At 69.0% G+C, this 20,612-nt stretch carries 20 protein-coding genes and 1 rRNA gene; 15 read left to right on the top strand and 6 right to left on the bottom strand.

What is annotated here, in order from left to right; translation table 11 throughout:
• Window positions 1-27: 27 nt before the first annotated feature.
• Window positions 28-387: a metal-sensitive transcriptional regulator gene (locus ACIBLC_RS26440; RefSeq protein WP_399213668.1), complete on the bottom strand. Its 360-nt coding sequence runs from the start codon at window positions 385-387 to the stop codon at window positions 28-30.
• 290 nt (window positions 388-677) lie between these two features.
• Between ACIBLC_RS26440 and ACIBLC_RS26445 the strand changes: the two genes are divergently transcribed.
• The 3 genes from ACIBLC_RS26445 (at window position 678) to ACIBLC_RS26455 (ending at window position 4,109) form a co-directional block, all read left to right on the top strand.
• On the top strand, window positions 678-1,298 hold the full coding sequence (locus tag ACIBLC_RS26445) for a DUF47 domain-containing protein (protein ID WP_266459195.1): 621 nt from the start codon (window positions 678-680) through the stop codon (window positions 1,296-1,298).
• A 7-nt stretch (window positions 1,299-1,305) separates the two neighbouring features.
• Window positions 1,306-2,304, top strand: a complete 999-nt coding sequence (locus ACIBLC_RS26450) for an anion permease (RefSeq protein ID WP_399213669.1) — start codon at window positions 1,306-1,308, stop codon at window positions 2,302-2,304.
• A 230-nt stretch (window positions 2,305-2,534) separates the two neighbouring features.
• Complete coding sequence (locus ACIBLC_RS26455) at window positions 2,535-4,109, top strand: FAD-binding oxidoreductase (RefSeq protein WP_399213670.1); 1,575 nt, start codon at window positions 2,535-2,537, stop codon at window positions 4,107-4,109.
• 5 nt (window positions 4,110-4,114) lie between these two features.
• On the opposite strand, the gene ACIBLC_RS26460 is transcribed toward ACIBLC_RS26455, so the two are convergent.
• The 3 genes from ACIBLC_RS26460 to ACIBLC_RS26470 all read right to left on the bottom strand — a co-directional run bounded on the left by ACIBLC_RS26460 (window position 4,115) and on the right by ACIBLC_RS26470 (window position 6,588).
• Entirely contained in the window at window positions 4,115-4,828 is a 714-nt protein-coding gene (locus ACIBLC_RS26460; protein ID WP_399213671.1) for a phosphatase PAP2 family protein, read from the bottom strand.
• A 193-nt stretch (window positions 4,829-5,021) separates the two neighbouring features.
• Window positions 5,022-6,029: an NlpC/P60 family protein gene (locus tag ACIBLC_RS26465; protein ID WP_399213700.1), complete on the bottom strand. Its 1,008-nt coding sequence runs from the start codon at window positions 6,027-6,029 to the stop codon at window positions 5,022-5,024.
• A 127-nt stretch (window positions 6,030-6,156) separates the two neighbouring features.
• Entirely contained in the window at window positions 6,157-6,588 is a 432-nt protein-coding gene (locus ACIBLC_RS26470) for an ATP-binding protein (RefSeq protein WP_399213672.1), read from the bottom strand.
• 208 nt (window positions 6,589-6,796) lie between these two features.
• On the opposite strand from ACIBLC_RS26470, the gene ACIBLC_RS26475 reads away from it, so the two are divergent.
• The 11 genes from ACIBLC_RS26475 (at window position 6,797) to ACIBLC_RS26525 (ending at window position 18,868) form a co-directional block, all read left to right on the top strand.
• Complete coding sequence (locus ACIBLC_RS26475; protein WP_399213673.1) at window positions 6,797-7,642, top strand: helix-turn-helix domain-containing protein; 846 nt, start codon at window positions 6,797-6,799, stop codon at window positions 7,640-7,642.
• A gap of 11 nt (window positions 7,643-7,653) precedes the next feature.
• A complete protein-coding gene (locus ACIBLC_RS26480; protein WP_399213674.1) occupies window positions 7,654-7,845 on the top strand; it encodes a DUF397 domain-containing protein in 192 nt (63 codons plus the stop codon).
• On the top strand, window positions 7,838-8,074 hold the full coding sequence (locus tag ACIBLC_RS26485) for a DUF397 domain-containing protein (RefSeq protein ID WP_399213675.1): 237 nt from the start codon (window positions 7,838-7,840) through the stop codon (window positions 8,072-8,074). Before ACIBLC_RS26480 ends, ACIBLC_RS26485 begins: the two co-directional genes overlap by 8 nt.
• On the top strand, window positions 8,071-8,973 hold the full coding sequence (bla, locus tag ACIBLC_RS26490; protein ID WP_399213701.1) for a class A beta-lactamase: 903 nt from the start codon (window positions 8,071-8,073) through the stop codon (window positions 8,971-8,973). Before ACIBLC_RS26485 ends, bla begins: the two co-directional genes overlap by 4 nt.
• Window positions 8,974-9,099: 126 nt before the next feature.
• A complete protein-coding gene (locus ACIBLC_RS26495) occupies window positions 9,100-11,316 on the top strand; it encodes an MMPL family transporter (RefSeq protein WP_399213676.1) in 2,217 nt (738 codons plus the stop codon).
• 329 nt (window positions 11,317-11,645) lie between these two features.
• Window positions 11,646-11,954, top strand: a complete 309-nt coding sequence (locus ACIBLC_RS26500) for a hypothetical protein (RefSeq protein WP_326722163.1) — start codon at window positions 11,646-11,648, stop codon at window positions 11,952-11,954.
• Window positions 11,955-12,128: 174 nt separating this feature from the next.
• Window positions 12,129-12,974 carry a hypothetical protein gene (locus tag ACIBLC_RS26505; RefSeq protein WP_399213677.1) on the top strand — a complete coding sequence of 282 codons (846 nt, stop codon included), beginning with the start codon at window positions 12,129-12,131 and terminating at the stop codon, window positions 12,972-12,974.
• Window positions 12,964-14,274, top strand: coding sequence for a hypothetical protein (locus ACIBLC_RS26510; RefSeq protein WP_399213679.1), 1,311 nt, complete (start codon window positions 12,964-12,966; stop codon window positions 14,272-14,274). Before ACIBLC_RS26505 ends, ACIBLC_RS26510 begins: the two co-directional genes overlap by 11 nt.
• Entirely contained in the window at window positions 14,271-15,830 is a 1,560-nt protein-coding gene (locus ACIBLC_RS26515; RefSeq protein ID WP_399213680.1) for an SCO6880 family protein, read from the top strand. The genes ACIBLC_RS26510 and ACIBLC_RS26515 overlap by 4 nt, the downstream gene beginning before the upstream one ends.
• Before the next feature lie 14 nt (window positions 15,831-15,844).
• A complete protein-coding gene (locus ACIBLC_RS26520) occupies window positions 15,845-17,269 on the top strand; it encodes an ATP-binding protein (protein ID WP_399213681.1) in 1,425 nt (474 codons plus the stop codon).
• 15 nt (window positions 17,270-17,284) lie between these two features.
• Window positions 17,285-18,868: a type VI secretion protein gene (locus tag ACIBLC_RS26525; RefSeq protein ID WP_399213683.1), complete on the top strand. Its 1,584-nt coding sequence runs from the start codon at window positions 17,285-17,287 to the stop codon at window positions 18,866-18,868.
• A 24-nt stretch (window positions 18,869-18,892) separates the two neighbouring features.
• On the opposite strand, the gene ACIBLC_RS26530 is transcribed toward ACIBLC_RS26525, so the two are convergent.
• The gene (locus tag ACIBLC_RS26530; protein ID WP_399213684.1) at window positions 18,893-19,438 is read right to left on the bottom strand and encodes a GNAT family N-acetyltransferase; all 546 of its coding nucleotides are present in this window, start codon (window positions 19,436-19,438) and stop codon (window positions 18,893-18,895) included.
• A gap of 152 nt (window positions 19,439-19,590) precedes the next feature.
• On the opposite strand from ACIBLC_RS26530, the gene ACIBLC_RS26535 reads away from it, so the two are divergent.
• Entirely contained in the window at window positions 19,591-20,352 is a 762-nt protein-coding gene (locus tag ACIBLC_RS26535) for a CDP-alcohol phosphatidyltransferase family protein (protein WP_399213686.1), read from the top strand.
• Between the two features lie 167 nt (window positions 20,353-20,519).
• On the opposite strand, the gene rrf is transcribed toward ACIBLC_RS26535, so the two are convergent.
• Window positions 20,520-20,612, bottom strand: a 5S ribosomal RNA gene (gene rrf / locus ACIBLC_RS26540); the annotation flags it as partial.

Below are 20,612 nucleotides of genomic sequence, written 5' to 3' on the forward strand. Positions count from 1 at the left end.
CCGGTCCGAGCCGCACGGCCGCGGGATTCACGTACGCAGCAGTCGCCCGATCGCCTTCGTCGCTTCCTCGACCTTCGCGTCGATCTCGTCGCCGCCCTTGACGGCCGCGTCCGCGACGCAGTGGCGCAGGTGCTCCTCCAGGAGCTGGAGGGCGAAGGACTGGAGGGCCTTCGTGGAGGCGGAGACCTGGGTGAGTATGTCGATGCAGTAGACGTCCTCGTCGACCATCCGCTGCAGACCACGGATCTGGCCCTCGATCCGGCGCAGGCGTTTGAGGTGCTCGTCCTTCTGATGGTGGTAGCCGTGGATACCCCGGTCGTGGTCGGTCACGACCTGCTGCGGGGATCCGCCGGAGGGCGCCGTCGCGCCGGCCTCGGTGGTCGTCATCGCGTCCTCCTGATGGTCCTGTCGGCACTCCCGGAGGGCCCCGGGGACACCTCGGGGGATATTCCGGAGGATCTTGTCGAGATCCCGTCCGGTTCGCCGCTTACATATACCCCTGGTAGGTATATGGTATCGAACTTTGCTGGGTATAGCCCTCTTGCCCGATGCCGGGACCGGACCCTGTGCTGATCACTGTGCCCGATGGGCGACACTGGGAGACGGCCCATTAGCCGTGGCCGGATGATGCGCCTAGCATCAGCCTGACCGAAACCGAAGCACCCCGAGGACCCCACGTGCGCTTTCGTCTGACCCCCAGGGAGACGAGCTTCTACGACATGTTCTCCGCATCCGCGGACAACATCGTCACGGGCTCGAAACTCCTCATGGAACTGCTCGGGGCCGACGCCTCCGGCCGGACCGAGATCGCAGAGCGTATGCGGGCCGCGGAACATGCCGGTGACGACGCCACGCACGCGATCTTCCACCAGTTGAACTCCTCGTTCATCACACCGTTCGACCGTGAGGACATCTACAACCTGGCCTCGTCCCTCGACGACATCATGGACTTCATGGAGGAGGCCGTCGACCTGGTCGTGCTGTATCAGGTCGAGGAGCTCCCCAAGGGTGTGGAGCAGCAGATCGAGGTGCTGGCCAGGGCGGCCGAGCTGACGGCCGAGGCCATGCCGAACCTGCGCACCATGGACAACCTCACCGAGTACTGGATCGAGGTCAACCGCCTGGAGAACCAGGCCGACCAGATCCACCGCAAGCTGCTCGCCCAGCTCTTCAACGGCAAGTACGACGCCATGGACGTGCTCAAGCTCAAGCAGATCGTGGACGTGCTGGAGGAAGCGGCCGACGCGTTCGAACATGTGGCGAACACGGTGGAGACCATCGCGGTCAAGGAGTCCTGACCTCTTCATGGACACCTTCGCGCTGATCGTGACCATCGGGGTCGCGCTCGGATTCACCTACACGAACGGCTTCCACGATTCGGCGAACGCGATCGCGACGTCCGTATCGACGCGGGCGCTGACGCCGCGGGCGGCACTCGCGATGGCCGCGGTCATGAACCTGGCGGGCGCGTTCCTCGGCAGCGGGGTCGCCAAGACGGTCAGCGAGGGGGTGATCGAGACGCCCCAGGACTCGAAGGGGATGGGCATCCTCTTCGCGGCGCTGATCGGCGCGATCACCTGGAACCTGGTCACCTGGTACTTCGGTCTGCCGTCCTCCTCCTCCCACGCGCTGTTCGGCGGCATGGTGGGCGCGGCCCTTGCCGGCGGCACGACGGTCTACTGGCACGGCGTGCTGGACAAGATCGTGATCCCGATGTTCGCCTCGCCGCTGGTCGGCCTGGTCGTCGGCTATCTGGTGATGACCGCCATCATGTGGCTGTTCCGCCGCTCCAACCCGCACAAGGCCAAGCGCGGATTCCGCATCGCCCAGACCGTCTCGGCGGCCGGCATGGCTCTCGGCCACGGCCTCCAGGATGCCCAGAAGACCATGGGAATCGTGGTGATGGCCCTGGTCATCGCCGACGTACAGGGTCCGGGCGACCCGATCCCGGTCTGGGTGAAGATCGTCTGCGCGATGATGCTGTCCCTGGGCACGTACGCCGGCGGATGGCGCATCATGCGCACGCTCGGCCGGAAGATCATCGAACTCGACCCGCCCCAGGGCTTCGCCGCGGAGACCACCGGCGCGTCGATCATGTTCGTCACGGCCTACATCTTCAAGGCCCCGATCTCCACGACCCACGTGATCACCTCCGCCATCATGGGCGTCGGCGCCACCAAGCGCGTGAACGCCGTCCGCTGGGGCGTCGCCAAGAACATCATCCTCGGCTGGTTCATCACGATGCCGGCGGCGGCACTGGTAGCAGCCGTGAGCTTCTGGATCGTGAACCTGGCGGTCCTCTGACGTCGCGTTCCAGCCCGTCCGGGGTGTTCCTTCCAGCCCGTCCGGCGTTTGAGGACGAGCGCGCAGCGCGAAGGGGGGCCTGGGGGCGCAGCCCCCAGAAACGGGACGGGAAGGGGCGGAGGGGGCGAAAACACCCTTCCCGCAGCCGAACCCACCACGCCACGCCACCCCCCATGGAACCCGCTGCCCCGGGCACCCGTCTCGTTCAGAGGAACCAACGGGAGGCGCACATGCAACGGCGTACGTTCATAGGCGGAGCCGCCGCCACATTCACGGCGGCGGCAGCCACCGCATGCAACGCCGGCGGCAAGCCCACCGGCACCAGGAAGAGCACGCCCCCCGGCGCGACCGACCCCACCGCCTCCGCCCTCCGCACGGCCAACACCAGCGCAGCGACCGCCGCGAACTGGACGGCCCTGTCCAAGGACCTCGACGGCACACTCGTCCGCCCGGGCGACCAGACCTGGACAGCCGCCCACCAGCTCTACAACACCCGCTTCGACACCCTGAAGCCCGCGGCCGTCGCCTACGTCGCCAACACGTCCGACATCACCACCGCGATGGCATACGCCCGCGCCCACGCCATCAAGATCTCGATCCGCAACGGCGGCCACTCCTACGCCGGCTGGTCATCCGGCAACGACCGTCTGGTCATCGACATATCGAAGCTGAACCAGATCCGCGCGAGCGCCAACGAGGCGGTCGTCGGCGCCGGCTCCAAACTGATCGACGTCTACCGCGCCCTCGCCGCGAAGGGCGTCACGATCCCCGCCGGCTCCTGCCCCACCGTCGGCGTCTCCGGCCTGACCCTGGGCGGCGGCCACGGCGTCGTCTCCCGCGCGTACGGCCTGACCTGCGACAGCCTCACGCAGGCAACGCTGATCACCGCCGACGGCAAGCAGCTCACCGCGAGCGCCACCGAGAACAAGGACCTCTTCTGGGCCCTGCGCGGCGCGGGCAACGGCAACTTCGGCATCGTCACCGAGCTCCGCTACAAGACCCACCCGGCCCCCCAGGCCGTAACGGCGTACATGAGCTGGCCGTGGTCCAGGGCCGCCGCCGTGCTCAAGGCCTGGCAGGAGTGGGGCCCGACGCAGCCGGACGAGATCTGGTCCTCCTGCCACCTCGCGAACGCGTCCGGCGGCACTCCCACGATCTCCGTCGCGGCGTTCTCCCTGGGCACGTACGGCGAACTCCAGAACGCCGTGGACCGGCTGGCCGACACGATCGGCGCCCCCGCGAGCAGCGTCTCGCTGAAGCGCAGGTCGTACGAGGACTCGATGGAGGTGTACGCGGGCTGCTCGTCCTTCTCCACCGACGCCCAGTGTCACCTGCCCGGCTCGACCCCGGGCCGCTCCGCGCAGGGCGCGCTGGGCCGCGAGACGTACGCGGCCCGCTCGGACTTCTTCGACCGCTCCCTCTCCTCGGCGGGCGTCCAGGCCCTGCTGAACCAGCTCTCGACGGTCCGGGGCGGCGCGGGCAGCATCGCCCTGACGGCACTCGGCGGCGCGGTCAACCGCGTCTCCCCCACCGCTACGGCGTTCGTGCACCGCCGCTCGCGGATGCTCGCCCAGTACATCGCCTCCTGGCAGGCCGGCACCTCCGGCACGACCGCCCAGTCCTGGCTGGCCGGCGCCCACAAGGCCATGTCACCCCACGCGTCGGGGGCCGCCTACCAGAACTACACGGACTCTACGCTCACCAACTGGCGCAAGGCGTACTACGGCGACGCGGCTCCCCGCCTGACGACTCTGAAGAGGGTGTACGACCCGAAGCGCGTCTTCACCTTCCCGCAGGCGCTGTAGCGGGGTTACGCCGCCAGGTCCCGGTCCTCGGGCCGCACCACCTGAGCCCCCGTGAGCACCGCGTCCTCGCCCTCACCCGAGCCGGGGAGTGCCGTCCCGCGCGCCCGGATCAGCCCGCCGACCCGGGCGGAACCCTCCACCGCCTTGGTCAACGGCGTCAGCAGCAGCATGGCGAGCGGGGAAAGCAGCAGGGCGACGGCGGTACCGAGGGCGAAGCCGCCGATCACGTCCGTCGGGTAGTGCACGCCCATGTAGATCCGGCAGAAGCCCTCGACCAGCGCGAGGCCTATGCCGATCAGCCCGAACTTCCGGTGGGTGATGAAGAGTCCGACGGCCACCGCCATGGTGAGTGTCGCGTGGTCGCTGACGAAGGAGTAGTCGGTCTTGCCGGACACCAGGACGTCCAGGCCCTGGTGGTCGACGAAGGGGCGGGGGCGCGCCACGAAGTCCCGTATCGGCACGTTCACCAGGACCGCGATGCCGGCGGCGAGCGGCGCCCAGATGACCGCGGCCACGGACGACGCGGCCTCTTCGCCGCCTCGCCGCCGCACGGACCACCAGCAGGCGGCGGCCAGCAGGCCCATCGCGATCAGCAGCCCGTACTCACCGACGAACCCGACGCCCCGGTCGAACCAGTGCGGAGCGTCCTGGGCCAGGCGGTTGATGTCGTAGAGCAGGTCGACGTCGGGATTGGAACCGGATTCGGCGAGTCCAGCCATGGTGCTGTGGCCCCTTCGTCGTCTTTCCCGCGCGCGCAGCCTTTCGTGCGGCGCTCTGTCCCACCCCCGTGGTCGTAGATCCGCTCTACGAGAAAAGGAACGCACACTCCCCTGATATACGTTCCACCCTCCACCGAATGATCACTCAGACGTTACCGAAGAGAGATGCATCTTCCCAGCTCAGAGGGTGGGTTCAGACCGATGTGGGCAATGCTTTCGCGCCATCTTCGGTCACTCGGGTGGCTCCGAAGTAGTCAGGGGTGTCGACCGGGTCGAAGCGGATGACGGCCCCTGTCCGGGGTGCGTCGATCATGTATCCGCCACCCACGTAGATGCCCACGTGCCGGATGGTCCGCGAGTTGGTGAGGTCGTCCGAGAAGAACACCAGATCGCCCGGCATCAGCTCTTCCCGCGCGGGGTGCGGCCCGGCGTTGTACTGGTCGTTGGCGACGCGCGGGAGCGTGATCCCCACACTCTCGTACGCGGCCTTCGTCAGCCCCGAGCAGTCGAAGCGTCCGCCCTGGTCAGCGGTGCCGTTCCCGCCCCACAGGTAGGGCGTGCCGAGCTTCTCCTGCGCGTACGAGATGGCCGCCGCGGCCTGCTTGGAGGGGTCGACCCGGGTCACCGGCGCGGCGAAACTCGCCTGCAGCGTGGTGATCGTCTTCACGTAGTTCTGGGTCTCCTTGTACGGCGGTACGCCCCCGTACTTGATGACCGCGTACGCCCCCGCGTTGTAGGCGGCGAGCATGTTGTGCGTAGGGTCCCCCGGCGCGTCCTTCACGTACGAGGCGAGCTCGCAGTCGTAGGAGGCGGCCGACGGAATCGCGTCATTCGGGTCCCATACGTCGCGATCGCCGTCCCCGTCGCCGTCGATTCCGTGGGTTGCCCACGTTCCGGGGATGAATTGCGCTATTCCCTGCGCCGCCGCCGGGCTCTGGGCGGTCGGATTGAACCCGCTCTCCTGGTACAACTGCGCGGCCAGCAGCGCCGGGTTGATGGCGGTGCAGAGATTGCCCCACTTCTGGACGAGCGTCTGGTACGCGGCCGGCACGGCGCCCTTCGCCAGGGTGACCGCTCCGCCGCCGACCCCGCCCGCGAGGTTCCCCGCGACCAGGTAGACGCCGACGACGAGCACCATCACGAAGCTGAGCCCGCCCCCGACGGCGGCGATCGCCACGACCCATGCCTTACGCACCGTCAACCGCCCCTCGCCGCCCAGGAGTCCGCCGAGGTCAGTGTAGAGGCGCCCACTGTGCGACGGGATGATCACACACAAGCTGATGCGGACCGATATCCGACGACCGGCCACCACACCCGGCATTCCTCTGTCACCCCGCCCCCACGCACTCCGCCCACAGCAGCTTCCCGCCCTTCGAGGCCCCCAGCTCCCGCAGCACCGACACGCCCCACGCGTCCGCGCAGGCCCGTACGAGGTGCAGGCCCCGGCCGTGTTCGGCGCCGTCCGGGGGTACGAGGACGGGCCCGCCGGAGAAGCCCGGCGGGACCGTCGGGTCGGTGTCCCAGACCGCGATACGGAGCCGGTCGGGTTCGGCGGCGTAGAGGCGCAGGGCGTACGGGCCCCGGGTGTGCAGGTGCGCGTTGGTGAGCAGCTCCGAGGCCAACAGTTCGGCGGTGGGGCTGAGTTCGGCGAGGTCGTGCGCGGCGAGGACGGTACGGAGGGTGGCCCGTGCGATGCCGGGGGCACGGGGATCGTGGGGGAGCTGAAGGGTGTAGGCCCAGGACGGGGATACGGTTGCCATCGGAAGTCTCCCGGTTCGGTGGGTAGTTGGGTGGTTTGGTTACGTTGCCCAGTGACCGCGGCCGCTCCGTCGAGCGGGGTGCTTCTGGGCGGGCGCCTTGAGGAGAAGGTAGCGCGGAGCTGTAAGTTATTAGACCTAGATGCACGAAGTGCTTCAGTGTTCATGCGTGTGGGTGACACGGCAGTGCCAAGGGAGTCGAACGTTGGCCATGAGAAGCACCCCCACCGGGCGTCAAATGCGACTGGGGGCCGAACTGCGCAAGCTGCGCGAGCGAGCGGGTCTGACGTCGACCGAAGCCGCACAGCTCCTCGGCATCAAGCAGAACCAGGTCAGCAACATGGAGGCCGGCCGCCACGGTGTGAGCCCCGACCGACTCCGCACCATCGCCTGTCACTACGACTGTTCCGACAAGCCCCTCGTCGAGGCGCTCACCGCCCTGGCCCCCGATCGCAGGCGAGGCTGGTGGGAGGAGTACCGGGAGATCCTGCCGACCGGCTTGCTGGACCTCGCCGAGCTCGAACACCACGCCACCCGGCTGCGAACCGCCGTGACCGTACACATCCCCGGCCTCTTCCAGACCACGGAATACGCTCGCGAGATCTTCCGCCAGGCCGTGCCGGAGCTACCGCCCCCGGACGTCGAGCACCGGGTGTCCTTCCGGGTCAAACGGCAGGCCATTCTCTTCCGGGATCCACCGACTCCGCAGCAGGTCATCGTCCACGAGGCCGCCCTGCGCATGAAGTTCGGCGGTCCCCGCGTGACCCGCGACCAGCTCAAGTACCTGCTGGAGCTGAACGAGCGGGAGCACGTCGCGGTTCACGTCATCCCGTTCGACGCCAGCGTCTTCCCCGGCTCGGGTCAGTCGATCTACTACGCCGAGGGTCCCGTACCGCAACTCGACACCGTGAACCTCGACCAGTCCCACGGCCCGGTGTTCCTCGACGCCGAGGCGCAGCTGGACAAGTACCGCGTACTGCTCGATCGCATGGAGGCGGCGGCCCTCACCCCCGAGGAGTCGCGGGACTTCATCCACAACATCGCCAAGGACCTGTGAAGGAGCCGAGGATGCCCACCCTCACCTGGCAGAAGTCGTCCTACTGCCCGGAAGGCAACTCCTGCGTACACGTCGCCGCAGGCACCGCCGAAACGATCCATCTCACCGAAAGCAGCGACCCCACCGCGGCGATACTCACCGCCGCCCCCGCCACTTTCCGCACCCTCCTCCGCACCCTCAAGCAGGGCTCACCCCGTGGCTGACATCCCCCCCGATCTGGAGTGGACCCGCGCCGCGCCCGACGACGCGACCGGCCCCGGGCCCTGGATCGAGCTCGCCTTCGGGGACAACGACCTGGTCCACATCCGTGAAACCAGTGACCCCACGAACATCGTCACTACAACTCAGAAGAAGTGGGACGCGTTCGTACTGGGCGTACAGGCGGGCGAGTTCGACCACTTCGTACAGGGACTGGAGGACGAAAAATCCTGAACACGACGACAACGCGCCGCACCCTGCTCACCACGGCCACCGCGACCGCCGCACTCGCGCTCACCGCGGGGCAGGCGCACGCGAACCCCCGTACACGGAACGAAACGCACGCCCGGCTGCGGGCACTCGAGGAAGAACACGGCGCCAGGGTCGGCGCGTTCGCCCACAACCTGGGGACGAGGGCGACCGCGCGGTACCGGGCGTCGGAGCTCTTCCCGATGTGCTCGGTGTTCAAGACGCTGGCGGTCGCGGCCGTACTGAGGGACCTGGACCGGCACGGCGAGACGCTCGCCAGGCGCATCCACTACACGGCGGAGTACGTGACGGCGTCCGGCGGCGGAGCGGTCACCGTCAAGCCGGAGAACGTGGCGGCGGGCCTGACCATCGAGGAACTCTGCGACGCGGCGATCCGCTTCAGCGACAACGCCGCCGCCAACCTGCTGCTCACCGAACTGGGCGGCCCCACGGCGGTCACCCGCTTCAGCCGCTCGATCGGGGACCCGAAGACCCGCCTGGACCGCTGGGAGCCGGACCTGAACTCGGCCGAGCCGGGACGGCTTGAGGACACCACCACCCCCGGCGCGATCGCCCGGACGTACGCCCGACTCGCCCTGGGCAGCGCCCTCAACGACGAGGACCGCACCCGCCTGACCACCTGGCTGCTCGGCAACACGACCGGCGGTGAACGCCTGCGCAAGGGCCTGCCCCAGGACTGGAGGGTCGCCGACAAGACGGGCACGGGTCTGTACGGGACGGCCAACGACGTCGGCATCGCCTGGACCCCGGACGGCACTCCGGTCGTCGTCGCCGTACTGACGACCAAGCCCGACCCGGCCGCCGCCGCGGACAGCCCGCTGGTCGCGAAGACGGCCACGGTCCTGGCGGACGCGGTGGGCTGACCCCCGGCAGGGGCAGAGCGAGGGCGGCGGCTCAACAGGACGCGGTGATCAGCGGGACGTTTAATGGACGTGATCGGACGTCTCCGCTTGGTGGACGTGCTCGAACGTCTCCGCTGGGAGCGACCCATGCGACTGCGCCGGCTAGGTGAATGGTGCGCACGGCACTTCGTGACCGTCATCGTCCTGTGGCTGGCCGCCCTCGTCGCCCTGAGCCTGCTCAACCGCGCGTTCGGCGGGGAGTACGAGGACAACTTCTCCCTGCCGGGCGTCCAGTCGCAACAGGGCCTGGACATCCTGAAGGAGCACGATCCGGCGGCCGGCGGCTACAGCAGCCAGATCGTGCTCCAGGACAAGGCGAAACCCCTGACCGACCTGTCCTCGCAGATGTCGCAGACGGTCGGCGACCTCCAGAAACTGCCGCACGTGCTGGCCGTACAGAACCCGTTGGAGTCCACCTCCGGACAGTCGACGCAGTCGGGGCAGACGTCACAACAGAACGTCGGCCCTCTCTCCTCCGACGCCAAGACCGCGTACATCACCGTCCGCTTCGACGTACAGCCCTCGACCCTCGGCGACGACTATCTCCACGGCGTGGACGACTCGGTGCAGCCGCTGCGCGCGGCCGGTGCCGACGTCGAGTACGGCGGACCGCTGGGCGAGCTGGCCAGGCCCGCGGCCGACGACCGGGTGAGCGAGCTGATCGGCTTCGCGGTGGCGATCGTCGTGCTGCTGATCGGGTTCGGGAGCGTGATCGCCGCGGGCATCCCCCTCCTCACGGCGCTGATCAGCGTGATCGGCGGTCTGGCCTGCCTGGGACTGCTCGCGTCGGCGTTCACGTTCGCCACGGTGTCACCGACCCTGGCGACGATGATCGGGCTCGGCGTCGGCATCGACTACGCCCTCTTCCTGATCACCCGCCACCGCCAGAACCTCATGGACGGCGCCGATCCGGTGCGGGCGGCGGGACGCGCGAACGCCACCAGCGGACGGGCCGTCCTCGTCTCCGGCTGCACCGTGATCATCGCGCTGGCCGGACTGTCGGTCTCCGGAGTCTCGTTCATCGGCAAACTCGGCGTGGCCGCGGCCGTCACGGTGGTCTCCGCGGTCGCGGGCGCCCTCACCCTCGTACCCGCGCTCCTCGGCCTCATCGGCAGACGCATCGACCGCTACCGCGTGCGCCGCCCGGTCGCCGAGACGGACGCGGAGCCCGGGGCCTCCGCGCACGGCACCTGGCACCGGTACGCGCAGCGCGTGGAGCGGCGGCCGTGGTGGTTCCTGGCCGGCGGACTGCTCACCGTGCTCGTGCTGGCGATCCCGCTGCTCTCCATCCAGCTCGGCCACATCGGGGACGGCGCGGACCCGAAGTCGTTCACCGACCGCCGGGCCTACGACATCATGGCGCGGTCCTTCGGCCCCGGCTCCAACGGTCCGCTCACCGTCGTCATCGACCAGACCGACGTGCCCTCCGACCAGCGCTCCGACCTCGCCTCCCAGGCGCAGAAGGAACTCACGGACGTGGCCGGCGCGTCCACCGTCACCCCGCTCACTCCGACCCAGGACGGCGACGTACTGGTCGGCACGGTGTACTCGAAGGCGGCCCCGCAGAGCGCCACGACCACCGACCTCACCAACCGCCTCGTCGACGAGACACTGCCGCAGGCCGTCTCCGGGACCCCTGCCAACGGCTATGTGACCGGCACGACCGCCGCCCAGGTCGACTTCCGCGACATCGTCGCGAGCCGCCTCCCGCTGATCATCGGGGTCGTCGTCGCCCTCGCCTTCCTGATCATCCTCATCGTCTTCCGAGGACTGCTGGTCGCCCTGAAGGCGGCCGTCCTCAACGTGCTCTCGATCGGCGCGTCCTACGGCGTCGTCGTCGCCGTCTTCCAATGGGGCTGGGGCGGGCCCGCGTTGGGCGTCGAGGGCAAGGTGCCCATCGAGAGCTATGTGCCGATGATGATGTTCGCGATCATCTTCGGACTGAGCATGGACTACGAGATCTTCCTGCTCTCCCGGGTCCACGAGGCCTGGCTGCGCACCGGCGACGCGAAGGCGAGCGTCGCGCACGCCCTGGAGATCACCGCCCGCGTGATCACCTGCGCCGCCCTGATCATGGTCAGCGTCTTCGCCGCGTTCGTGGTCAGCGACAACGTCGTGGTCAAGATGCTCGGACTGGGCCTCGCGGTGAGCGTGCTGATCGACGCGACGGTCGTACGGCTGCTGCTGGTGCCCGCGGTCATGACCCTGCTGGGCCGGCACGCCTGGTGGACACCCCGCCTGCTCGACCGCCTCCTGCCGCACGTCGACCCGAAGGGCGAGCAGGCCACCGGGCCCAGGAGCTAGGCGGACTCCGGGCCGTTTCCCTCTCTCCCAACAACGCGGGATAGCCTTGATGCTGACGGTTCCTCGGCCACACCCCGCGGACGCGCGACCGTCCGCGGTTTCATGAAGAGGGGTTAACGACGGAACCACACGACAGGTTCCGCACCGACTTCATTGCTCGGCGTAACCTACCGTGATACACAGAGTGACCAGACGACCCTTTGCCTACCAAACCCGCCAACCAATGACGTCAAGTCGACATCCGACGGCGTCATCTTCGGCGAGAATGGGCTCGACCTCTGCGCACAGGGCAGAGGGTGCAGAACTACCCACTAGGGGCGGTGACTTACATGCTTTTCGCAGCCGAAAAGGGCGACATCACCACAATTATCGGCGGGATCGCTCCGGACTGGGGTCCCTTCGGCAGCCTGGGGACCGAGGCCAAGACGATGGTCCAGGTGGTGATGGCGGTCGCCATCATGCTCTGCCTCGGGATCGCGATCTGGGGCGCGGCCAAGCAGCGCATCGGCGCGACGGCCCTCCGGGACACCTTCAGCGCCGAACAGGGCAAGGGCCTCATCATCGCGGGCCTCACCGGAGTCTTCATCATCGGGTCCCTCGGCACGCTGTTCACCATCGTGTACGGCATGGCCGTCTAGGCCGGGCCGGGCTCGCCCGGATCCTCTCCTCCCTCCGACCCACCCGTCCGTCGTGCCCACCGGCTGAGGTTGCCTTTCCCTGATGTCGACTCACCACACCGCGCCCGCGCGGGAACCAGCACGGCTACCGTCGTACTACGCGGTTCAGCGAGAGGTTGAGGGGGCGTACGCGGCATGAGTCTCGGTGACGAACCCGGCTACGGCGACGGCTCGCGCGGCGAGGACAGAGGGTACGGCGGTTCCGGCCAGACCAGGACGCGGCTGCCGGGCGGCGCCGGCGACGTGTACGGGGGTGCCCGGCGTGGCCGGTCCTCCTCCCGCAGCCTGGTCACGGTCGTCGGCGTGGTCGTTCTCCTGATCGCCGCGATCGCCTTCGCGAACCGCGGCGACGACTCCTCCTCCGGAGACACCGCCACCGACAAGCCGGAGACCTCCCCCACGGCGGCTTCGGGGGAACGCCCTGTGGGGTCGAAGGTGGCGGGGATCCCGGCGGGGTTCGCACACAGCACGGTGGGAGCGGAGAGCGCGGCCGCGAACTACGCCGTGGTGTTGGGCTCGACCGGCATGTTCAACAAGGACAGCCGACACGACATCGTCAACACCATCTACACGTCCGCCGCGGCCGCCCAACTCCAGAGCCCGATGGACGCGGCCTACTCGACGGACTTCCTCAGCAAGCTGGGGCTCGACGCCAACGGCAATGCGCCGGACGGCAACACGTTCGTCTCGCGAACGGTCCCAGTGGGCACCAAGGCCGGGCAGTACAGCGACAGCGCTGCCAAGGTCTCGGTCTGGTACATGGGACTTATCGGAATGTCCGGAGAGACCTCCACAGATCCCGTCACCTCCACATGGAAGACGTGGACCTTTGACCTCCAGTGGGACAACGGCGACTGGAAGATCGTGACGGACTCCCAGACGGACGGACCCGCCCCGGTCCCCGGCGACGACAGGGCCGCCGGCTCGGACGAAATCAGCAAGGCCATCGAGGAGTACGGAGGGTTCACGTATGCCCGGTAGCCGCAGCCGCGTTCTCAGGCGCACCACCGTCGTAGCCGTCGTACAGACCTCGGCCATCCTGCTCGCTACTCGTGCCTTCGCAGCGCCGACCCCGACGCCGACCGCCTCGAAAGACGCTTGCAGCCTGCTGATTGGCCCCGCAAAGCAGTACTGCGAAGACGACAGTGGCTCCACCGGTACCCCCAGCAACCCCGTAACCGACACCCTCGACCCGCTCTCCTCCCTCTCCCAGGGCTGCGCCGACGCCGCGTCCTGGACGATCGACAAGCTCAGTGAGGCCGTCAAGGACACCGCGAACGTCGACTTCACGAACCCGAAGTTCCTCCAGCAGTACGCGGTGGTCTTCGCGGCGTCGACGATCCTGACGCTGGTCCTGTGGCTGCTGGCCGTGGCGAAGAGGGCGGTGCGAGGCGTCCCCCTCACCACCGCGATCGGGGAAGCGGTCGGGTTCCTGTGGCTGACGGTGCTGGCGTCGGCGTTCACCCCGCTGATCCTCTACACGGTCGTCTCGGCGACGGACGGCGTCACGGAGGTCCTGTCGGCCACGACGGGCAACCAGACCGACACCTTCTTCGGCAACTTCTCCGGCGCCCTGGCCAAGGGCGAGAACATCGGCGGCGGCCCGATCATGCTGATCGTCGTGTCGATGGTGTCGATCCTCGCGGCCGGCGTGCTGTGGCTGGAGCTGGTCATCAGAGCCGCTCTCCTCTACGTGGGCGCCCTGCTCGGCACCGTCGTGTACGCGGGCCTGGTCGACAAGAACCTGTGGGGCCACGTCCGCCGCTGGGCGGGCATCATGATCGCGGTCATCCTGGTCAAACCGGTGATCGTGATCGTGCTGGGCCTGGCCGGCGCCCTGTCGTCCGCGGACGGCCCCGACGCGTTCTCCGCCGTCGTCTCGGGCCTCGCCATCATCCTGCTCGCCATCTTCGCGAGCGCGATGATCTACCGCTTCGTACCGGGCTTCGGCGACGAGATCGCCGGCTCCCGCAACAACCGCATCATGCAGGGCGCCGAGGGCAAGGCCGCCGCCGTCATGAGCTCCCCTGCCACCCTGGTCGCCCAGGGCATCAAGACCCACAGCACCCGTGCCGACAACGGCGGAGGAGGCGGTGGCGGCAACAGCCAGGCCCGCCCCTCCAACCCCGCCTCCGGCGGCGTGGCCGCACACAGCACCCGTACGCCGGGCGGAGGTGGCGGATCTGTCCCCTCCGCCACACCCCCACCGCGTACCAGCCCGGTCAACACCCCGCACGCCAGCAACGCCCGCAACAACCGCACGGGAGGTGAAGGGCGTTGACGACCGAGTCCCACGTGTCCCACGTGATCACGCCCCGCCGTACATATCTGATCGGCCGCGCCCGGCCGAACGCGATCGTCGGCCGGAACCGCGAGTCCGGTGAGATCGCGCTGATCATCGCGGGCGCGTTCCTGGGCATGATGTGCGGTCTGATCGTCCCGGTGCTGTCCCTGCGGATCGTGCTGCTGATGGGCTTCCCACTGGTCGCCCTCGCGGCGGTGTACGTCCCGTACAAGCGCCGCACGTTCTACAAGTGGTTCGAGATCAACCGCAGTTACCGGCGCAGCCTGCGCCGCGGAACGGCGTACCGCAGCAGTGTCATGGAGGCCGGCATCAGCGCCGACGGGCGTGAGGTCGAGATCGGGCCGCCACCCGGCATCGGCCGGATCAACTGGCTCGCGGCGCCCTTCGGCCCCGACGAGATCGCCGTACTCCTGCACGCCGACCGCCGCACGGTCACCGCCGCGATCGAGATCGAGGGCCCGGGCGTCGGCCTGCGCGACTCCGAGGACCAGGAAGCCCTCGTCGACCGTTTCGGCACCCTCCTCAAGCACGTGGCGAACGGCGACGGCTTCGTCACCCGCATCCAGATGCTCGCCCGCACCCTCCCCGCCGACCCCGACGCGCACGCCAAGGACGTCTCCGTACGCGGCGACGAGCGCTCCCCCGGCTGGCTCCAGCAGTCGTACGACCAGCTCCAGTCCATGGTGTCCACGAGCAGTGAGCAGCACCGGGCGTACCTCGTCGCCTGCATGCACTTCACCCGCGAACTGGCCGCCGAGGCACAGGCGATGGCACGCGCGGCACGCCCGCAGGGCGGCCGGAAGCTGGACCGCGACGCGGGCCTGGCCGTCGTCATGGCGCGTGAGCTGACCGACATCTGCTCGCGGCTCCAGGAAGCCGACATCCGCGTACGGCAGCCGCTGGGCCAGGGCCGGCTCTCCTCCCTCGTCCACTCCATGTACGACCCGGACCACGCCATCGACCACATCCAGGCGATGACCAAGCGCAATGCCTGGCCGGCCGAACTCGACGCCATGGAGCCCACCTACCTCCAGGCGAAGACCCGTGAGTCCTCCACCCGCGCGCCCTGGTGCCACTCCACGGCCTGGGTGAAGGAGTGGCCGATGACCCCGGTCGGCGTCAACTTCCTTGCCCCGCTGCTCGTCCACACCCCGGACGTCATCCGGACCGTGGCCGTCACGATGGACCTCGAGCCCACCGAGATCGCCATCGAGCGGATGCTGACCGAGAAGACGAACGACGCCGCCGAGGCCAGCCGCGCCGCCAAGATGAACCGCACCGTGGACCCGCGTGACGTCGCCGCCCACGGACGCATGGACCAGCGCGGCGAGGACCTCGCCAGCGGCGCGGCGGGAGTGAACCTCGTCGGCTACATCACGGTCAGCTCCCGCTCCCCCGAGGCCCTCGCCCGCGACAAGCGGACCATCCGCGCCTCGGCCGGCAAGTCGTATCTGAAGCTGGAGTGGTGCGACCGCGAGCATCACCGCGCCTTCGTCAACACCTTGCCGTTCGCCACCGGAATCCGCAGGTAGGAGCTGATGTTCTGATGCGGGATCCGCTGTCCACGGCGACCGACGCCTTCACGTCCTTCCTCTTCGGCAAGATCGAGACGACCCGGCTCCCGGTCCGCACGTCCACGGGCCAGGCCCAGGCGGTCTACCTGCCGACCGCCGCGCCCGGCCTCGGCGACTCGGGCGTCATCATCGGCCGCGAGGTGTACTCCGGGAAGGGGTACATCTACGACCCCTTCCAGCTGTACGGGCAGCAGCTCCCGGCGCCGCACTGGCTGGTGCTGGGAGAGTCCGGCAACGGCAAGTCGGCGCTGGAGAAGACCTACGTCCTACGGCAGTTGCGGTTCCGCGACCGGCAGGTCGTCGTGCTCGACGCACAGGGTGAGGACGGCGCGGGTGAGTGGAACCTCATCGCGCAGGAGCTGGGAATAACCCCCATCCGGCTGGACCCGACCGCCGCCCTGGACATGGGCATCCGGCTCAACCCGCTCGACCCGGCGATCACGACGACCGGGCAGCTCGCGCTGCTCCGGACCATCATCGAGGTCGCGCTGGGCCACGGACTCGACGAACGCTCCGGCTTCGCGCTCAAGGTCGCGCACGCCTTCGTGAACGAGACGATCGTCGAACGCCAGCCGGTCCTGACCGACATCGTGGAGCAACTGCGCCACCCCGAACCGGAGTCGGCCGAGGCGATGAACGTCGCCATAGACGACGTACGGGCATGGGGCCTGGACGTCGCCCTGGTCATCGACCGACTGGTCGACGGCGACCTGCGCGGCATGTTCGACGGCCCGACGACGGTCGGCATCGACCTCGACGCCCCGCTGATCGTCTTCGACCTCTCCCACATCGACCGGAACTCCATCGCCATGCCGATCCTGATGGCGATCGTGGGTGTGTGGCTGGAGCACACCTGGATCCGCCCCGACCGGAAGAAGCGCATCTTCCTGGTCGAGGAGGCCTGGCACATCATCAACAGCCCGTTCGTGGCGCAGCTCTTCCAGCGCCTGCTGAAGTTCGGGCGCCGCCTGGGCCTGTCCTTCGTCGCGGTCGTCCACCACCTGTCCGACGTCGTGGACGGGGCCGCGGCGAAAGAGGCCGCCGCGATCCTCAAGATGGCCTCGACCCGCACGATCTACGCCCAGAAGGCCGACGAGGCGAGAGCGACGGGCCGGGTCCTCGGCCTGCCCAGGTGGGCGGTCGAGATCATCCCCACCCTCACCCCGGGCATCGCGGTCTGGGACGTCAACGGCAACGTCCAGGTGGTCAAACACCTGATCACGGAAACCGAACGCCCCCTCGTCTTCACCGACCGCGCCATGACCCAGACCTCCGCCGAACTCATCGCCGACGACGCGCTCCACGCCGCGGAACTGGAGGCCGAGGAACGCGCGGCGGCCTTCATGGAACAGCACCTCAACGATCTCGACGGTTCCTCCGAGTCCACGGTCGCGTAAGGACGGTGACGTGAGATGAGACGGGAAGAGCGGGGCGAGGAAGGGGGCATCCCCGACGGCCTGCTGGTCGGAGTGCTGGCCTTCCTGCTCGGCATGACGGTGATGGTGTGGACGGCCACGGGGATCGCCGGCTGGTTCTCCCGGGACGCCTGGCCGGACGCCGTCACCTTCGCCCGTACGCCGATGGCCATACGCCACCTCGCCGGAGAGCCGCACGACCTGGCGGGGGCCTGGCCGGACACCCCCGCGGACCAGTTGTCGGGCTGGGGCCTGTTCTGGGGCCTGCTCATCGGGCAGTTGATGCTGCTGCTGGTGCTCACGGTTTTCGTGATAGGGACGGTGGCGCGGTGGCGGGCGGGGAGGGTCAGGCGGCGGATCGAGGCACACGTGCCGAAGCCGACGGCTCCCTTGGAGGCGGACGGCGACCGGGTGGGTGGGTGGGTGAACATCCCGACACCAGCCACGACGCACCCGCAGCAGCCGGTACAAGAGCAACCACTGACGGCGACGGCTCCCCTGGCAGCAGAGGGCGAACGGGTTGGCGGGCGGGAGCCCTTCCCGACACCAGCCACCACGCCCCCGGCGCCGCACGAGCACCCACTGCCGGTGGCGGCACAGCCGCTGGAACAGGTCGCGCTCGCCGGCAGATGGGAAACCCCCACGGCGGCACCCCACCGCGCGCCCGTCCTCCTGGGCTCCGCCCAGACCCGCCACCCCCAGGCGGTCCAGGCGATCCAGGACGCGGAGGGCCCCGTCCTGGTGGTCACCTCGAACCCGAGAACCTGGTCGGACACCAAGGACGCCAGAGCCAAGCTCGGTCCCGTCCTCCTCTACGACCCCGCGCACCTGTGCGACACCCCGGCCCGCCTCCACTGGTCCCCGTCCGCCGGCTGCGAGGACAAGGCCACCGCGGCGGCGAGAGCGGCGGCCCTGCTCGCCCCCGTACGCCCCACCGCCAAGGTGGACCAGCCCATGGCGGACGCGGCGGAAACACTCCTGCGCAGCTATCTGCACGCCGCCGCCGTGGAGGGCAAACCCTTCCGCCATGTCCACCGCTGGTCGCAGGGCGCACAGGTACAGGACGCCGTACGAGCCCTCCGTACGAACCCCAAGGCCGCGTCCGGAGCCGCCGGCGAGCTCGAGGCGGCCCTCACCTCGCACCCCGAACGCCGCGACATCGCGCAGGAGTTGACGGCCCGCGCGCTTTCGTCCTTCTCCACGGTCAACGTCCGCGAATCCTGCACTCCGAACCGAAGTGACACCCTCACTCTGGATTCCTTCGTCAACGAAGGGGGCACGCTTTATGTGGTCGGTGAACCCATCGAGGACCCCAGGGCGAATCCCGGCGCGATGCCGCTCCTGACGGCCCTCGCCTCAAGCGTGGTCGAGCGCGGCCGGCGCATGGCCGAACGGTCATCCTCTGGTCGCCTCGACCCACCACTCACCCTCGTCCTGGACGACGTGGCGGCCGTGGCCCCGCTCCCCCAGCTTCCGGACCTCCTGTCCGCCGGGGCGACCCGGGGCCTCCCGACCCTGGCCCTCCTCCGCTCGCACGAGCAGGCCCGGTCCCGCTGGCCGCAGTACGAACTCCCGGTCTGACACCGGGCATCCGGCCGCCCAGCCCTACGCCCGAGTGGTCACGAACTCCAGATCGCGCTCCCCCGTGTCGCCTGTCACGCTCACGCCCGTCGGCACGAACCCGGCCTTCCGGTAGAACGCCTCGGCGCGGGAGTTCTTCTCGTGCACGAAGAGCCGCAGGCGCTCGAGCCCACTCCCCCAGGCCCACGCCAGCGCGGCGTCGAAGAGCGCCCCGGTCACCCCGATCCCGCTCCCCCGGTGCTCGGGCCGTACATACACCCCCACCAGATGCCCCTGCCGCCGCTCGATGACGCCCCCGAAGAAGTCCCGCGACCCGGCCTCCTCGACCAGCACGGTCACGGACCCGCCCCAGACCCCGTTCTCCCCCTCGGCCACGAACTGCCGCCGCCCGGCCGTCCCCTCGGCCGCCCCGGCCGCCCGCTCGCGCCAGAACGCCTCGGGCCTGGCCGCAGCCTCCTCATACGTCTCCAGGAACGCGAGATGGGCTACCGGGTCCCGCAGCGCCGCGAGCCGCAGCTCCCGCACCTCGGCCCACTCGTCGGAACGTATGGACCGGATCACGTGGTTCATGGAATCCACGGTATTACCCGCATCCGACAACGCCCACCGGATATCCACCCTGCCGACACCTCCCGTCAGGGTCCCCGTCATGATCTTCCCTGTACGACATCGAACCGACGCCCTTACCCCCTCACCCCCAACCCTCCATGGAGAAGCGCCGCATGCCCAAGGTCCCACTCGACGAACTCCGCAATGTGATTCACCCTCCGGGCAAGCTGGACAGCAGGGCCGAACACTGGGCCGGCCGCCTCTACATGCGCGCTCTGTCCCTCCGGATCACCCGCCTGGTGCTCGGCACCCGCGTCTCGCCGAACCAGATCACGGTGGTGATGGTGTTCGCGGGCGTCCTCTCCGGGGTGGCCCTGCTCCTGCCGGGCCTGGCCGGCGCCGTACTGGCCGTCCTCTTCATGCAGCTCTACCTGTTGCTCGACTGCGTGGACGGAGAAGTAGCCCGCTGGCGCAGACAGTTCAGCCCGCTCGGCGTCTACCTGGACCGCCTCGGCGCCTATCTCGCCGACGCCGCGGTCATGGCCGGTATGGGCCTGCGCGCCGCCGAACTCGGCCTGGATCCCTACCTGGTGACCGGCCTGGTGGCAGCCATCGGCGTGCTGCTCCTCAAGTCGTCCTCCGACCTCGTCCACGTGGCCCGCTCGGACAGCGGCCTGCAGAAGGCCACCGACCAGTCCGTGGTCCCCCGCTCCACCGGCCTGGCCCGGGTACGCCGGCTCGCCTCAGCCGTCCAGCTGCACCGCCTGTGCAACGGCATCGAAGCCACGCTGCTCCTCCTCGTGACCGCGATCGTGGACACGGCACTCGGCGACCTGACGGCAACGAAGGTCGCCACCGTCGCCATCACGGCGATCGTGTGGCTCCTGGTCCCGGCCCACATCGTCTCGATCGTCTCTTCGTCCCGCCTGAAGTAACGCGCCTCAAGTCACGCGCCTTAAGCAGCGACGATCCGGCGGTCGACGGTCCGACGGGAATGAGTACCGGGGTATGACGGCATACCCCGGTACCAACAATTCAGAGACCCCTTAAACGCAGAAAACCCCCGTACCGTTTCCCGGTACAGGGGTTTTCTCCAAAAATAGTTCGGCGGCGTCCTACTCTCCCACAGGGTCCCCCCTGCAGTACCATCGGCGCTGTGAGGCTTAGCTTCCGGGTTCGGAATGTAACCGGGCGT

The sequence above is a fragment of the Streptomyces sp. NPDC050535 genome, assembly GCF_044457665.1.
Lineage (GTDB): Bacteria > Actinomycetota > Actinomycetes > Streptomycetales > Streptomycetaceae > Streptomyces.

Coding starts and splice junctions, on each gene's coding strand:
- ACIBLC_RS26470 (WP_399213672.1), bottom strand. CDS start 6,588: ATGGCAACCGTATCCCCGTCCTGGGCCTACACCCTTCAGCTCCCCCAC.
- ACIBLC_RS26450 (WP_399213669.1), top strand. CDS start 1,306: ATGGACACCTTCGCGCTGATCGTGACCATCGGGGTCGCGCTCGGATTC.
- ACIBLC_RS26460 (WP_399213671.1), bottom strand. CDS start 4,828: ATGGCTGGACTCGCCGAATCCGGTTCCAATCCCGACGTCGACCTGCTC.
- ACIBLC_RS26530 (WP_399213684.1), bottom strand. CDS start 19,438: ATGAACCACGTGATCCGGTCCATACGTTCCGACGAGTGGGCCGAGGTG.
- ACIBLC_RS26500 (WP_326722163.1), top strand. CDS start 11,646: ATGCTTTTCGCAGCCGAAAAGGGCGACATCACCACAATTATCGGCGGG.
- ACIBLC_RS26525 (WP_399213683.1), top strand. CDS start 17,285: ATGAGACGGGAAGAGCGGGGCGAGGAAGGGGGCATCCCCGACGGCCTG.
- ACIBLC_RS26505 (WP_399213677.1), top strand. CDS start 12,129: ATGAGTCTCGGTGACGAACCCGGCTACGGCGACGGCTCGCGCGGCGAG.
- ACIBLC_RS26520 (WP_399213681.1), top strand. CDS start 15,845: ATGCGGGATCCGCTGTCCACGGCGACCGACGCCTTCACGTCCTTCCTC.
- ACIBLC_RS26455 (WP_399213670.1), top strand. CDS start 2,535: ATGCAACGGCGTACGTTCATAGGCGGAGCCGCCGCCACATTCACGGCG.
- ACIBLC_RS26480 (WP_399213674.1), top strand. CDS start 7,654: ATGCCCACCCTCACCTGGCAGAAGTCGTCCTACTGCCCGGAAGGCAAC.
- ACIBLC_RS26535 (WP_399213686.1), top strand. CDS start 19,591: ATGCCCAAGGTCCCACTCGACGAACTCCGCAATGTGATTCACCCTCCG.
- ACIBLC_RS26510 (WP_399213679.1), top strand. CDS start 12,964: ATGCCCGGTAGCCGCAGCCGCGTTCTCAGGCGCACCACCGTCGTAGCC.
- ACIBLC_RS26475 (WP_399213673.1), top strand. CDS start 6,797: ATGAGAAGCACCCCCACCGGGCGTCAAATGCGACTGGGGGCCGAACTG.
- ACIBLC_RS26440 (WP_399213668.1), bottom strand. CDS start 387: ATGACGACCACCGAGGCCGGCGCGACGGCGCCCTCCGGCGGATCCCCG.
- ACIBLC_RS26495 (WP_399213676.1), top strand. CDS start 9,100: ATGCGACTGCGCCGGCTAGGTGAATGGTGCGCACGGCACTTCGTGACC.